Here is a 15,426-nt window from a genome sequence, read left to right as displayed (position 1 = left end):
GTGGATTGGAAGGTGGATTATATGGAAAAACTAAGTATTGTAAAAAACGGAAAAAGTGTATCGTGGAAGATGAGCATTCTACTGTCCTTCATTCTTCTGTTGTCGACTATTGGGCCGGTCGGAGCAGTTGACCTTACAGGAGAGATATTTGATGCAGGATCTGATAACCTCTCATGGAATGCTACAAACTGGGATTTCATGTTCATGGACATTAATGACTATACTGCCTGGACTGAGCGATTCTACTATGAGAACTCTGCAGAAGGATCAAATGGTCCTATCGGTGTTGCAAACGAAAATACCATTGATGAAGGTGAACTTATCTATTCTGCAACTCCCTATGTCGTACCTTTCGGACTTACATTGAATGAAGGTGTTGTTGTAGGTGACGATGGCACCTATGCAGGATTCCCGTTCTTACAGGGATACTATGTAGCAGTAGATTCAGATGCGACAGCAATCGTACCTCTTCTCTTTGAGTACTACTGGCCTGAGGATGTAACTACCCTTGCAGTAGGAGAGACATTTGACCTTGGAGAGAATTACAGCATTAAGTGCAACCAAATCGATGTCGAAGGTGACAAAGTATGGCTTTCACTATTGAAGGATGGTGAGGAACTCGACTCCGGAGTTCTTGATACGAGAACTGAAAACGGAAGTCTTTTTGTTGCAAGAGATGATTTTGCAGGCAAGGATGATGCAATATACTTCATGACCTATGCAGACAAACTTTTCCAGGGTACATCTGACAGCTTTGTAAAGCTACAGTATACATGGCTGGTTGACAAGGATAGTGTATGGCACATAACAACTGATGAGACGCTTGGAGTACTTGAATGTACACAGGCAGATGAAGATGAAATCGTTTTCGAGAATCCACATTCAATTTCATTGAAAATAGATGGTGCCACATACCTTACAGATGACATGTACCTGTATACCTCTGATGAAGGAATGTCTGAAAGCGGAGGATTCCATATCTATCCCGGTATTACAATGAATTCATCCGACCTTTACGAAATAAGGGGAGAAGTTTTTGATGCAGGGTCTGATAATCTCTCATGGGATGCTACAAACTGGAATTTTATGTTCGCAGATATCAATGACTATACCGCCTGGACTGAGCGATTCTACTATGAAAACTCTGCAGAAGGATCAAATGGTCCTATCGGTGTTGCAAACGAAAATACCATTGATGAAGGTGAACTTATCTATTCTGCAACTCCCTACGTCGTACCTTTCGGGCTCACATTGAATGAAGGTGTTGTTGTAGGTGACGATGGCACCTATGCAGGATTCCCGTTCTTGCAAGGATACTATGTAGCAGTAGATTCAGATGCGACCGCAATCGTGCCTCTTCTCTTTGAGTACTACTGGCCTGAGGATGTAACCACTCTTGCAGTAGGAGAGACATTTGACCTTGGAGAGAATTACAGTATTCAGTGCAACCAGATAGATGTCGAAGGTGACAAAGTATGGCTTTCACTATTGAAGGATGGTGAGGAACTCGACTCCGGAGTTCTTGATACGAGAACTGAAAACGGAAGTCTTTTTGTTGCAAGAGATGATTTTGCAGGCAAGGATGATGCAATATACTTCATGACCTATGCAGACAAACTTTTCCAGGGTACATCTGACAGCTTTGTAAAGCTACAGTATACATGGCTGGTTGATAAGGATAGTGTATGGTACATAACAACTGATGAGACGCTTGGAGTACTTGAATGTACACAGGCAGATGAAGATGAAATCGTTTTCGAGAATCCACATTCAATTTCATTGAAAATGGATGGTGCCACATACCTTACAGATGACATGTGCCTGTATACCTCTGATGAAGGAATGTCTGAAAGCGGAGGGTTCCATATCTATCCCGCTCTTGGAGTAACAATTGAAACAGATGAAACAGAGCCTGTTGAAGTGGATTCTACAAATGCTGAGGAGCCTGTTGAAGTGGATGGGATGCCAGAAGAGGATGAGACTTCAGAAGAGTCAGAAGATGTGGTGGAAGAAATTGAATCCGATTCTGTTGAAAATGCCAGTTTCGAACCCGAACCTGAGGAATCTAAAGCAGCTCCTGGTTTTGGAATGTTGTTAAGCATACTAGGACTTTGCCTGGCAATTGTCTATTCCAGTAGGCAATAAGTTAATTGGTATTCAGGGACATGGATTGATTTCCCGGGGTCCCATTATATTTTTTCAATGCTTTTCTGTCCTATAATATATGTGTAGTCTCTGTAGCTACTAAAAATGGAGCTATTTCATTTGAAAAAGCAGAAATAAAGGGACTTAAGACACATTTCTAATGAGTGGCATGGGAACAGGAAATGATATGTTTTTAAAACCAGAATAAAAGTTGAAGATAAAAAATTCCTCAATTTTATCCCACAATACCACATATGTATACTATAGGACCATGTATCAAAAGAATTCATAGTTCTATTATCATTCCGGACAATGCAGATGACAATTCCGGAAAGCCAGTATTACTATAGTAGACACAATGTCAGAGTAGTTTGCTGTGAAAAGGGACTCCATTCTAATGACAGCATGTTGTACTATTTATTAAACAATTTGGAATTTTATTGAGATCTCTTCAGCAGAGCACTCTATTATCAAAAGAACGGCGTTAGAATAAGCAATCTTCTGGTTATGGCAATAATGTAGCTTGTAGGGGGAGAATGAAACCAAGAGTTATAGGTTGTATCGCAGAATGTCCAGGAACATAGTTCATATAGCTTGAATTCTTCTGATAGATTTTATAAAAAACAGATTTTTAATCAAATCGCAGATTCGCGCTATTTTTAATGTTTGTAGAATTCCAAACCCCTTTGCTTGACACAAAAGGGTGTGGAGATGGAATTCTACGGAGGAAATTGCATGGTTTGGATGGATATAGACACTTTGTTAAAGGAGGAACTATTTTGTAGCTCTGATTTTAACTAGACAAACCATGCAATAAACCGGATTCGAAACTAATAACGAGGTAAATAAGTTCCCCGGGAAAGTTGTGACTACTACTCTACGAAGGATTCGTCCCGGGGAACAAATTTAATATTAATACTTGTGGCTTTTTGCCATCTCTACTATTGCTTGGAGGTTCTCGGTAGGGGTTTTGCTTACAATGCCACATCCAGGGCCAAGGAGGCCAATTCCTGCATCCAGTACCTTCTGTGACTCTTCCCTGATGGCTTCGGGTGTCTGGTTCCAGAGCATGTTAACAGGATCAAGATTGCCTACTATAACTGCTCTCTCTACATTTCCTACAGCTGTTGCAGCATCTACATTCTGGTCAACACTGATTCCGTCCACTCCACATGTTTCCATGAGTGAGAGGCCCTTGGTAGTGTCACCACAGATATGTAGTACGGTAGCAACGTTGAGTTCACGCATCGCATCGCAGATTCTCTTATGGAAAGGTACGACGAACTTCTCGTAGAATTCATTGCCGATAAGCTGGGCACTTGCGGTTGGGTCAATGATTACCATTGTATCTGCACCGCTCTCAACCATCTTCTTTGCATATGCAACACTGAAATCAGTTGTGAATTCCATGAGTGCAAGACCAAATTCCTCATCTGTCATGATAGACATGAACCAGTCATCACCTTTGAGGTGCTGTGCAAGAGAGAAAGGACCAAGCATGCTGCCCATGATGGGCAAATCACTGGCATATTTATCTGCGAGCAGTTTGATAGCATCACAGACAACGTTAATTCTTCCCTCGTTGAGGTCATAACCTTTGAGCTTGTCGATATCTTCAATGGTCTTGACAACATGACCAACAACGGATGGCTGCTGTTCCTGTGTGCCGTCCTTGATCTCACAGCCAAAGAATTCTGCTTCTGCAGTAATATCGAAAGGTACACGTACGGCTTCAAAACCGACTACGGTGTGGCCTGCTTCTGCAAGAGTTGCCATTTTTTCAGCATCGCTGTTAGCCTCGGGCCAGAAGGCTCCACAGGCTTCCATCTGGTCAACTGTTCCTGTTTGGGTGACTGATATCGCAGGCATCCTGTCAACAGGCTGACCTTTAAGTGCTCTTGCCAATCTTTCTTTAGGGGTATATTCTGCCATGGATAATTCTCCTATTATTGACATCGGTTTTTTATTCTGAATAGATAATTGGTATTGGAATAATTTGAAAATTGTAATTATTGAATACAATTTATCCTGTATTGCAACCTCTGAAGACTCAGTTAGTTATGAATTCACATGCTTGGTGTGAGTGGGGGATAAGTTTTCAAGCAATTCCGTAAATTCAACAAGAAACATTCTGATACTTTTTTTATAGGTTCTTTTTTACATTTATGCAGTTACAATCCAGAAGGGGAACGAAAGGCAGAGAGGTATTCATAGTACCTCTCCGGGATCTACTCTCATCGATTTTAGAACATCTCGTTCAGCTTGGTAACGGCATCATTAGCATTTTCGCCGTAGATGTCTGCACCAATCTTATCAGCCCAGTCCTTAGTCACAGGTGCGCCGCCGACCATTGTCTTGACGGAATCACGAACTCCTGCTTCCTTGAGCTTTTCTTCGAGCTGGATCTGGGCGACCATCGTAGTAGTCATGAGGGCGGAAGAACCTACAACGTCTGCATTGTTTTCCTTTGCAGCTTCAACATATGCGCCAATTGCTACATCCCTTCCAAGGTCTACAACCTTGAAACCAGCGATCTTGAGCATTGTTGCAACAATGTCCTTACCTATTGAGTGAATATCTCCCTCGATTGTGCCAATAACGACTGTTCCCTTCGTCTCAGTTTCTGCACCCTTTGCCTCAAGTGCTGGGGTAAGTACATTTATGCCTGCAGTCATTGCTTCAGAAGCTGCGATAAGATGTGGCAGGAAAAGCTCTCCAGCCTCAAATTTGTTTCCAGCTTCGTTCATTGCTACGGTGAAACCGTCCTGGATGAGGTCTACGGGGTCTACGCCTGCATCAAGACCTTCCTGAGCTGCTTCTGCTGCTTCATCTTCATCGAAATCGAGAATAGCTGCTTTTGCTTTTGCAATAATTTCTTCTTTTGTTGTCATTTTTCAACTTCCTAAAATTTTTATCATATTGTTATCGATTTACATGTTTTTTCTGAAGGCTTTATCCGCCTCGTCAACAACTGCCTGCATGTCCTTAAGGATGTCAGCATCGATTGGTTTAACTTCATAATTCTCCAGAATATCAGCAGCTATTTCATTAGCTACTACTGCAATGTCCTTTGATCCATTTGCTTCCCAGGCTCCATACATTTGCCTGTCGAAAAGAGTTGGGTGTGATGGAAGGTCAATGTTTTTCATTGTTGTCTTGTGGGCAAGGAAATGTCCACCGCTTCCTTGTTTATTAATAGCTTCAAAAGCCATTGTTTCTTCTGTAACGGGAATGCCTTCCATTGATTTCTTGATCATGCTAATCATCTCATTGTCAATAATCAGCTGTTCATTGGAGAATGTCATTCCTAACTCAAGCAGTCCTGCCCCATAGATTACACTTGAACCTGCGTAAGCTGGCAACATTGCAGTCATCGTCTTTTCGTGCCCAGCCTGTGCATCAGGGATCTTGGCATCTGCCTACGAGCCTGCTGCAAAAGAAGGAATCTTATAGTACTGTCCAAGTTTTGCGACAGCTGCACTAATAAGACCAAGTTCCGGAGATCCTACTGGTGCAGTACCACCTTTTACATCAAATGAGGTGGTAGAACTTCCATAAATTACATTGTGCTTTGGTTTAACGAGCTGTGTAAGTGTGATTGCTGCAAGAACTTCCGCATTGTGCGTAACAAGAGTTCCTGCTGGGAAGACTGGTGCTGATGCAGCACTCATGGCCATACTCAGTGAAATGATAGGAATGTTGTTCTCTGTACATGTGAATATGGAATCACAAATTTCAAAGTCGAGTTCCAGAGGACTTGAAGGACATCCGCCTCCTGTATATATGGGTCTTTTTCTTACCTCTTCTTCATCTCCTCCATAAAGTGCTGTTAGCAGCTTAATAGCATTATCATCTGCTCCTGCCATCAAATGCTTGGAGGTATTTTTGATCATGGTGTGAACTTCGTGTACAGCTGAATCAACAGGTGTATCTACAAGGTCAAGTGCTGTCACAGGCTGGCAAATGTAGTCCATATTTTCTGCCCAGTCAGCAATTTTAACAGAATCCGCAAGATCCTGAAGTGTACTATCTCTGTTGAGGTATTTTCCCGGACCCTGGTATTCCGCAACTTTTACACCAACACCAAAAGTGATCCAGTTAACTTTGCTTCCATCACTTTCCAGTTTTACAGTATTTTCCTTTTCGCGTCCATAAAGATTGAATGAAGAAGGTGAATTGCTTATAGCTTCGTTTACAAGGTTTCCTGGAATCTTTACATTAAGTGTTTTGTCATCAACCTCACAGCCATTCTTCTTAAAAACATCTCTGGCTTCCTCATGATTTACTCTGACGCCGGTTTCTGAAAGTACCTTTAATGTGGTGTGATGAATTGCATCTAGGTCCTCCTTTGTGAAGAGATCTAGTTTGATGGTTCCATTTGTCATTTTTGTCATGTCTCCTTATCTAAATATTTGTATAGAATGAGGTGAGCATTCTATAGTTCCTTCTCACCAATCATGTGTATACACTACTAATATTTAATATTTTCTAATTAAATGCAAAAAGTATATATATGCGTATGTTTTACCGCCCTTTTTTTAGAAAATGAAACAATTAATTAAATAAACAAGATGTAACGGTGAAGTACAACTTCGACTGATGTGGAATATGCTTGCAAGACAACAAAAAACTATAAATATGGGTTTACTGAACTCAAAATATTACATTGTAGTGAACTCAAATAAAAATAAAAGCTCTGTAGAAAACCAATTTTATTTTTCATTTAACACTTTTAAGAAAAGATTAAACCCCAAATGATTCCTTTACGACAAAGGAAAAGAAAGAGGATTAAAGGAAAATTCCGTGGGAAAATGGTACAAGAGTTTGATGAAAAAATCTACCATTACAGAAATCTGGTGGAAACTATGTTCTCAGTCCTCAAAAGAAAGTATGAGGAAGAAATCAAGGCAAGGAAATACTGGAATCAGGTAAAAGAGATGAAAATAAAGTTATTAGTACACAAACTTGTCATGTATGCCAAGTTTGTCTATGCAATTCAAATGAGGATTTCTACAGAGCTCCAAACTATCATCAACACCAGGATTTATTCAGCCTGAAAATTCCAACAATATTTTAGGCATTTATTCTCTCATAAATTCAGGGCTATATATGAAATGGCAATGTACCTTAGAAACTTCCCGAGGAATACGTAGATTGAAAATATCTTAAAATCCAGTTTCAAAATTCCTCCAGATGCAGTAATAACATCTCCGATGAAAGGAAGCCAGGTAAACAGAAGCAAGAAGGGTCCGTAACTGCCAAACCACTTATCAGCTTTTTCAAGTTGTTCTTTAGATATCGAAAAATACTTTTCGATAACATCACTGCGACCTTTAAATCCTATGTAATACGTAGTACATGCGCCCAGGTAGTTACCGAATGTGGCTACCATCACAACAGCAAGAAAGTCAAAACCTGATCGTATAAGTATAACTACCAGAGTCTCCGAACCCAGAGGAAGGATAGTCGATGCCAGGAAACTTGCTACAAAAAGACTAAGGTATGCATAGTCGGACAACGTTATCAGTAAATTTTCCAGCATCAGCCCATTATTATCCTGTGCCTATTAAGAGATTATGGGGTTTACGGATAATTTCCACAGGTACATTTATATAAAAGCAAAAACTTCCCCTAAAATATGACATTCATGTTGAAACAAGTAGTTATTGAAAAACAAATTTGTTATGTAAATTTATTATTATCATTATTGTAACGAAAAAATGTAGTATGTTTTCTTTTAGAGAAATTTAATTGGTTTTTTAATATGATTGAACAGTATAGGTCCAGAATTCTGGTTGTAGATGATGACCCTGTCAATGTCCAGTTAATAGAAGCACAACTGGCCAATGAATATGACATAATAACCGCTCTTAGTGGTGAGGAAGCCCTTGAAGCTGTTTGCCATAAAAAACCAGATCTCATTATTCTTGATGTCATGATGCCCGGGATTAATGGCTTTGAAACATGCAGGCGCATAAAATCATCAAAAGAGACTTGCTTTATTCCTGTAATAATTGTCACAGCTCTTTCCTCCAGAGATGACCGTCTGGAAGGTATAGAGTCAGGAGCTGATGATTTCCTTACAAAGCCCATTGACAGGGTAGAGCTGATAACCCGTGCAAATAATCTCCTGAAGAGCAAAAGATTGCATGACAGGTTGGTTGCCGAAAGTGAAAGGACAAAAAAATATTTTGAGGTTGCCGGCTCTATGATGGTTGTTCTGGATGCTAACGGCACTGTTGTCCTTGCCAATGCGAAGTGTTGTGAGGTGCTCGGGTATGCCGAGAATGAACTACTCGGCTCAAACTGGTTTGATATGGTTATCCTGCCGGCTGGCCGGGAAAAGTTGCTGGATGCTTTCAGTAGTATATTAAAAGGTGACCTGAATTCTGCTGAATACTTGGAAAATCACATCTTAACGAAGAATGGTACTAAAAAACTGATATCGTGGCAAAATTCCTATATGAGAGATTCTTCCGGAAAAATAACAACTGTTTTAAGTTCGGGTTTGGACATCACCGAGCAGAGGGACGCTGAAAGAAAGATACAGTCCTCTGAAGAAAAATTCAGGACACTTTTTGAGAACTCGGTGGATGCTATCATGATCTTAAACACCGAAGGCGATATTCTGGAAGTGAACAATGCAGCCTGCAATATGTTTGGATATGACCGAGAAGAGTTTCTTGCAATATCAAAGAACAAGCTTGTTGCACCTGAGTACTGGCAGAGATGTGTGGAAAATACCGTCTCACTTATGGAGAAAGGGCAGGGTAGGTTTGAAGCTCTTTATGTCAGGAAAAATGGTTCCAGAATTCCGATAGAGGTGAGTGTTAAGATTATAGATTACAACGGAGTACCTGCTATACTGAGCAACGGACGTGACATCAGCGAACGTAAAAAGGCGGAAGAGTCTATCAGCAAATACACTGAAGACCTTTCAGAGGCAAACCTGGCTCTTAAATCACTGGACAGAATGAAAAACGAGTTCATTTCCAACCTGAGTCATGAACTCAAGACTCCTCTCATCTCTATTAAGGGGTACAGTGAACTTGTACACGACGAGGTACTGGGTCCGCTGAATGAAAAGCAGAAAAATGCCATGCAAATAGTACTGGATAAGTACGATCACCTGAGCTTTCTGCTGGATTCTCTCATCTATATGAGCATCGTGAAGTCCGGAAATGTCAATTACAGGTTCGATCCCATCAGGATTGAGGAAAGTCTTAAAAGAATAGCAGAATACTTTTCCTTCAAGGCCGAAGAAAAACAAATCATATTAACAACTTCTTTTGAAAAAGATCTTCCACTGGTGAAGGGTGATGTTGAATACCTGCCGTATCTTTTCAGATCCCTTGTCGACAATGCTATCAAGTTCAGTTCGCAGGGTGCTACCGTGGAAATCGTGGCTTTCAGGGATAATGATCATGTTCATGCTCTAATAAAAGACAGTGGCATAGGTATCCCAAAGAATGAATTCTCAAATATCTTTAAGCGCTTTTACCAGATCGATGGTTCAATGGCAAGAAAGTATGGCGGCAGCGGACTTGGATTGTACGTGAGCAAAATGATTACGGATGTCCATGACGGAGAGATATGGATCGAGAGTGAAGAAGGCTCCGGAACAACCGTTCATGTAAGATTCCCGATTTATTCTCCTTCCTCTTCATCTGGTATATAGGAATGTGCATTCAATTGGGCAAGAGAAGGTGCTTTTTAGTATGGGACTGCCAGACTCCTGTCCTGCTCCTTTATAGAAAACAGTTTATAACTTGCTAAACTATTCATTTTCTGATGTATGTGGAAGAAGTGCTCTCTCGCCTGAAAGAGCTTTATCCTGATGGATATTTTCATGTGAACCGGGATCCTTTCTATCTTCTTATCTCAACCGTCCTTTCCCAGCGAACCCGTGATGATGTTACCATTCCTACAACACAGAAGCTTTTCAAAGTATTCGGTAGTGTCCGGGAAATGGCAGAAGCAGATGTGGATGAAATACAGGAACTGATAAAGAACGTAGGTTTCTACAGGGTGAAAGCCCAGCGCATAATAGACATTTCCAGAATCATTTTACAGGATTACGGGGGAGTTGTCCCAAACAATATGGATGAACTTCTAAAACTTCCCGGTGTTGGCAGAAAAACTGCTAACTGTGTGCTTGGATATGGATTTGAACAGGACGTAATAGCAGTAGATACACATGTACATAGGATTTCCAATCGTATGGGACTGGTTGACACATCGGAGCCTGATGAAACAGAAAAAGAGCTTGAGAAGGTAGTCTCTAAGCAGGACTGGAAAGATATCAACGGGCTTATGGTGCTGTTCGGACAGAATGTTTGCCGTCCCGTGGGTCCGAAATGTAATGAATGTATAATGAACAATATATGTCCTAAGATTATTTAATATTTATTTGGTTGCTACTTGTTAATAGTTGCTTAACCAATGACAGGCAAAGTATGCATAAAAAATAATGGATACAGGTTTATGAAAATCTGCTTTTTTGGAGTTGGAGGAGTCGGAGGATACTTTGGTTCTCTCGTAACGAAAAAATTCAATTCAACACACGATATTTTCTTTGTTGCAAGGGGTGCTCATAAGGACGCAATAAAATCACAAGGTTTAATGTTGAAGAAATCAGGAGGTAAAGAGCTAATAATTGCTTATCCTAAGTTGTGCACGGATAAGGTTGGCGATCTTCCAATATGTGATATTATTGTATTGTCGGTTAAATCCTATGACTTAGAATATGCAATTGCTGAAATTGAAAAAATATCCGATAAGAATTCTGTTATTCTTCCGTTGTTAAATGGTGTTGATATTTACGAAAGAATAAGAAAGCAATTGCGTAAGGGAGTTGTTTTTCCTTCATGTGTTTATGTTGGTACCCACATTGAAAGTCCCGGGGTTGTTTATCAAAAAGGTGGCAATTGCAAAATATCACTGGGCAGAGACCCAATGTTTCCTGATTTTTATCCGGATGCATTGTTATCATTATTAAATGATTCCTCGATTGACTTTGACTGGGAAGACTCGGTTCAAACATCGATATGGTCAAAATACATGTTCATAGCTGCATTTGGATTGGTAACAGCTGCTTATGACAAAACTTTGGGTGAGGTTCTAGACAGTCCTGAATTGAGCGAGCTAACAAAGTCAATAATGGCCGAGATTGAAAAAATAGCGGAAAAGCTGGATATTCCTCTAGATGATGATATTGTAGAAACTTCATTTTCAAAAGCAAAAGGATTTCCATATGAAACAAAAACTTCTTTCCAGCGGGATGTGGAGTTAAAAGGAGAAATAAATGAAGGTGATCTGTTTGGAGGAACATTGATCCGCTATGGGCAAGAGTTGAAAGTGGCGACTACAAATACGGAAACTGTATATGTAAAATTATTAAAAAAATTAAATCAGGCTTGAAAAACGATTTTTTATTTTGATAAAGTCGTCTGTGCCGATATTCTCTTGGATATACTAACTGAAAACAGAAGTTTCAACAAACTATTTATTGATCTATATTATATAAGGCACAAATCTGGTGTCATGCCGCAACTATAATATAAAAAGCGCTGGTTTTGCACGAGAAATGATAATTTCCATATCTGCAAATTATCATTAAATATTAATAAGGAAATATAACCAAGTTAATATTAAACAAATTACAAATAAATTGATATTTATCTTGTACATACGTAGGTGAATCATGTTACTAATCGGAGAAGCATTAATTGGCGAGAACCCAGAACTCGCACACGTTGACCTTATGATCGGAAATAAAGACGGTCCTGTAGGTCAGGCATTCGCAAACGGCTTAACACAGTTGTCAGCAGGTCACACACCTCTGCTTTCGGTTATCCGTCCAAATCTTCCGGCAAAGCCAGCTACACTTATTGTGCCAAAGGTTACGGTAAAGAATATGGATCAGGCTGCCCAGATATTTGGTCCTGCACAGGCTGCAGTTGCAAAGGCTGTTGCAGATGCTCTTGAAGAGGGAGCATTCGGTGACCTCGATATTGAGGACCTCGTTGTAGTAGCAAGTGTTTTCATCCACCCTGAGGCAAAGGACTACAACAGGATCTACAGATACAATTACGGAGCTACTAAATTGGCAGTAAAACGTGCAGTAGATGGCTTCCCTGACATTGATACGGTACTCAAGGAGAAGGATAGAATGGGTCACGCAATCATGGGATTCAAGGTATCCAGACTCTGGAACCCACCATACCTGCAGGTTGCACTTGACAACCCGAACCTCCCGGTTATCCAGGAAATTGTCAGACAGATTCCAAAGAGCGATCACGTAATCCTGGAAGCAGGTACACCTCTTATCAAGCGCTATGGTGTCGACGTTGTCACCAAGCTCAGGGAGATCCGTCCGGATGCATTCATAGTTGCTGACCTCAAGACTCTTGATACAGGAAACCTCGAGGCACGTATGGTAGCAGACGCAACAGCAGATGCAATTGTTGTTTCAGCTCTTGCACCAATCGCAACTCTGAACAAAGCAATCGAGGAAGCCCACAAGACCGGTATCTATGCTATCATGGACACCCTCAACTGCGATGATCCTGTAGCTGTACTTAAGGAGCTTGATGTACTGCCTGATGTGGTTGAACTCCACCGTGGAATTGACATAGAAGAAACTGCGCATGCATGGGGCAACATCGAAGACATCAAGGCACTCTCACCAAAACTCCTTGTAGCAGTGGCTGGTGGCGTACGTATCGACACAATGCCTGACGCACTCAAAGCAGGCGCTGATGTCCTTGTAGTCGGAAGAGCAATCACCAATGCAAAGGATGTAAGGCAGGTTGCAGAGAAATTCATTGAAGGTCTTAACAACCCTGAAATCGACCAGTTCAGAGTAATGACTGACTTCTAAGCGTGTGGTTTTCCACACGTCCTTTCATTTTATTCGTACTTTTTTTATTCTTACAGTTACCTTTATACTTCTGTTTACCTTTATACTGGTTATTCATATTGGAGTGATCGAATTTGAGTTCTACATTAATAGTCCTGAATCTTAAGACATATCTTGAGGGTACAGGAGAAGGCGCCGTAAAGGTTGCACAGGCATGTAAGGAAGTTGCAGATGATTCTGGAATCGAAATTGGTGTTGCACCGCAGTTCTGTGATATCTATCGTGTAGCATCACAGGTTGACCTGCCGGTATATGCACAGAGTCTTGATCCGGTAGGTGCAGGCAGCTTTACAGGACATGCTTTTGTCCAGTCTATCAAAAATGCAGGTGCAGTAGGAACCCTAATCAACCACTCCGAATGTCGCCTTACCCTGGCAAACATCGATGCATCCATAACAATTGCAAAGGATGCTGGTCTTAAGACAATAGTATGTACCAACAATGTAGCAACATCAGCCGCAGCAGCAGCTCTTGACCCTGATTATGTGGCAGTGGAACCCCCAGAACTCATTGGTTCTGGCATCCCTGTATCAAAAGCAGACCCGGGAGTTGTCACAGGTTCAGTTGAAGCGGTAAAGAAGATCAATCCGGCAGTACAGGTTCTCTGTGGTGCAGGTATCTCAAAGGGAGAAGATCTTGCAGCGGCTCTTGAACTTGGTTCGGTGGGTGTCCTGCTGGCATCGGGTATTGTGAAGGCTGCCGATCCGAAAGCAGCACTGAAAGACCTTGTGAGTAAGGTCTGAACACTCTTTTTAAAATCATATCATCTTCCCCGGGTTATTAGCAACGGGTATAAATCCTTTTTTTCTTGCCTGAACAGTGAAAACATGTAGGTTTCATGCTTTTGCGGATGCCAGGGGAATAGCTGTTCCTGCTCTCGGGATAGCACGGTAAGCATGCTCTGAAAAAGCTGCAAATACCGTATGCTTGGTGTGATGCTGGACCTTGATGTTACGGGTCTCTCATGTTTTTTAAATTTAATTGTATCATAAGAACAATATAATTTTTTTAGCATCAGTTCCTGAACAGTTCCTGCAAATACCTTTCCCTGTAATTTAAAAAATCTCTTGTTAATTTGTAGTGGTCGGTATCCTCGTACTCAATATTTTCTATACATGAACCGTTGAAGTTCAGTATCTGAGCTTCAGGATATGCCATTAGTAATGGAGAATGGGTGGCAATTATAAACTGCGCTTTTCCATTGCTTTCAAGATCATGAATGATCTTAAGCAGAGCCATCTGGCGCAGAGGTGAAAGTGCAGCTTCCGGCTCATCCAAAAGATATATTCCATCTTTTCCAAACCGGTTGTTGAGAAGCGAAAGGAAAGCTTCGCCGTGTGATTGTTCATGAAGTGATTTACCACCGTAATGGATGATCGATTCGGGGCCAAGGTCATCGATATGGGATGCAAAATCATAGAATGTTTCAGCTCTCAGGAAAAAACCGCTTGTGATTTTTGGCATCCATGACAAACGGATAAAATCTCCAAGCGAAGAGCCCGACTTTTCAAGTGTAAAGCAATTGTCTCTGCTGCCGCCAGCGGTATTGAAGCCTGCCTGATATGCAATAGCTTCAAGTAAGGTTGATTTCCCGGTCCCGTTCTCACCTATAAAAAATGTAACATTGCTTTTAAAATCAACATTATGCAGAGTCCTGATAGATGGAATGCAAAAAGGGTATTCTCCGTACTTCTCAGAATCAACATTTTTTAATGAAACTCTTTTCAGAAACATGATTCTCAATAAATTATGGAAAAATAAAGCATATTCTTCTTCAATTGGTTTTCTTTCCCCGAAGTTCGACTGCCATATACCTTAATTTGAACTTCTGGACTTTACCACTTGCTGTCAACGGGCATTGTGACGGCTGTTGATCCGAAAGCAGCACTGGAAGACCTTGTAAGCAAAGTCCAATCTTTTTTACTTTTTTAGGGCAGACTCAGCCATGCAATAAGCAATAGCAGAGTTGTAGCTATTATCCTTACACCCATCGAAATATCAACATTGAATTTTTCTTTAAGCATTCCGTATATGCCTACCGGAGGAGGTGCGATCAAAAGTGCGGCAACAAATAGTGGGATACCAGCTATGAAATTGTTTTCCACAATTATAAGGTAAAGTCCGTGGATTCCCAGATATATTCCAAAAGCTGCGGTAAAAAAGACACCTATTTTGTAGAAACGGATGTATTGTTGGGGATTTTGGGTAGAAGCATTCACATTATCACTCATTGTGTGCATGTCTGGATGTCAGATAATATTTACCCTGAGTTTTGACCAAAGATGCCATCATATAATGGATAGGTTGTGAAAGCCGTAGATTCGAAGGCTGCACTGAAAGACCTTGTAAGTAAGATATGA

Annotated in this window: 11 protein-coding genes and 2 pseudogenes; 7 read left to right on the top strand and 6 right to left on the bottom strand. The window is 40.9% G+C overall.

Annotated features, from left to right (window positions below; all coding sequences use genetic code 11):
* Positions 1-21 precede the first annotated feature (21 nt).
* Positions 22-2,145: an S-layer protein domain-containing protein gene (locus V7O62_RS07535; protein WP_406655637.1), complete on the top strand. Its 2,124-nt coding sequence runs from the start codon at positions 22-24 to the stop codon at positions 2,143-2,145.
* A gap of 912 nt (positions 2,146-3,057) precedes the next feature.
* Here V7O62_RS07535 and mtbA read toward each other — a convergent pair.
* The 3 genes and pseudogenes from mtbA to mttB form a co-directional block, all read right to left on the bottom strand.
* Complete coding sequence (mtbA, locus tag V7O62_RS07530) at positions 3,058-4,077, bottom strand: methylcobamide:CoM methyltransferase MtbA (RefSeq protein WP_406655636.1); 1,020 nt, start codon at positions 4,075-4,077, stop codon at positions 3,058-3,060.
* Between the two features lie 311 nt (positions 4,078-4,388).
* Positions 4,389-5,036, bottom strand: a complete 648-nt coding sequence (locus tag V7O62_RS07525) for a methyltransferase cognate corrinoid protein (RefSeq protein WP_406655635.1) — start codon at positions 5,034-5,036, stop codon at positions 4,389-4,391.
* Positions 5,037-5,075: 39 nt separating this feature from the next.
* Positions 5,076-6,530 (bottom strand): annotated as a pseudogene (mttB, locus tag V7O62_RS07520) ([trimethylamine--corrinoid protein] Co-methyltransferase).
* Positions 6,531-6,881: 351 nt separating this feature from the next.
* Between mttB and V7O62_RS07515 the strand changes: the two are divergent.
* Positions 6,882-7,202, top strand: a pseudogene (locus V7O62_RS07515) (IS5/IS1182 family transposase); the annotation flags it as partial.
* 32 nt (positions 7,203-7,234) lie between these two features.
* On the opposite strand, the gene V7O62_RS07510 reads toward V7O62_RS07515, so the two are convergent.
* Positions 7,235-7,687, bottom strand: a complete 453-nt coding sequence (locus V7O62_RS07510; protein ID WP_406655634.1) for a YqaA family protein — start codon at positions 7,685-7,687, stop codon at positions 7,235-7,237.
* Positions 7,688-7,909: 222 nt separating this feature from the next.
* Between V7O62_RS07510 and V7O62_RS07505 the strand changes: the two genes are divergently transcribed.
* The 5 genes from V7O62_RS07505 to tpiA all read left to right on the top strand — a co-directional run bounded on the left by V7O62_RS07505 (position 7,910) and on the right by tpiA (position 13,809).
* On the top strand, positions 7,910-9,823 hold the full coding sequence (locus V7O62_RS07505) for a PAS domain S-box protein (protein ID WP_406655633.1): 1,914 nt from the start codon (positions 7,910-7,912) through the stop codon (positions 9,821-9,823).
* A 113-nt stretch (positions 9,824-9,936) separates the two neighbouring features.
* Positions 9,937-10,548 (top strand): endonuclease III, encoded by a 612-nt coding sequence (gene nth, locus V7O62_RS07500; protein ID WP_406655632.1) that lies wholly within the window; start codon positions 9,937-9,939, stop codon positions 10,546-10,548.
* Positions 10,549-10,587: 39 nt separating this feature from the next.
* A complete protein-coding gene (locus tag V7O62_RS07495) occupies positions 10,588-11,565 on the top strand; it encodes a ketopantoate reductase family protein (protein ID WP_406655631.1) in 978 nt (325 codons plus the stop codon).
* Between the two features lie 283 nt (positions 11,566-11,848).
* Positions 11,849-13,027, top strand: a complete 1,179-nt coding sequence (locus V7O62_RS07490; protein ID WP_406655630.1) for a bifunctional 5,6,7,8-tetrahydromethanopterin hydro-lyase/3-hexulose-6-phosphate synthase — start codon at positions 11,849-11,851, stop codon at positions 13,025-13,027.
* Between the two features lie 113 nt (positions 13,028-13,140).
* Positions 13,141-13,809, top strand: a complete 669-nt coding sequence (gene tpiA, locus V7O62_RS07485; protein ID WP_406655629.1) for a triose-phosphate isomerase — start codon at positions 13,141-13,143, stop codon at positions 13,807-13,809.
* Between the two features lie 271 nt (positions 13,810-14,080).
* On the opposite strand, the gene V7O62_RS07480 is transcribed toward tpiA, so the two are convergent.
* Together V7O62_RS07480 and V7O62_RS07475 are read right to left on the bottom strand one after the other, a co-directional pair.
* Positions 14,081-14,800 carry an AAA family ATPase gene (locus tag V7O62_RS07480; protein ID WP_406655628.1) on the bottom strand — a complete coding sequence of 240 codons (720 nt, stop codon included), beginning with the start codon at positions 14,798-14,800 and terminating at the stop codon, positions 14,081-14,083.
* Positions 14,801-14,994: 194 nt separating this feature from the next.
* On the bottom strand, positions 14,995-15,297 hold the full coding sequence (locus V7O62_RS07475) for a hypothetical protein (RefSeq protein WP_406655627.1): 303 nt from the start codon (positions 15,295-15,297) through the stop codon (positions 14,995-14,997).
* Positions 15,298-15,426: the final 129 nt, after the last annotated feature.

It is taken from the genome of Methanolobus sp. ZRKC2, from assembly GCF_045291185.1.
GTDB lineage: Archaea > Halobacteriota > Methanosarcinia > Methanosarcinales > Methanosarcinaceae > Methanolobus.
This window is presented reverse-complemented; position numbering and strand designations above follow the sequence as displayed.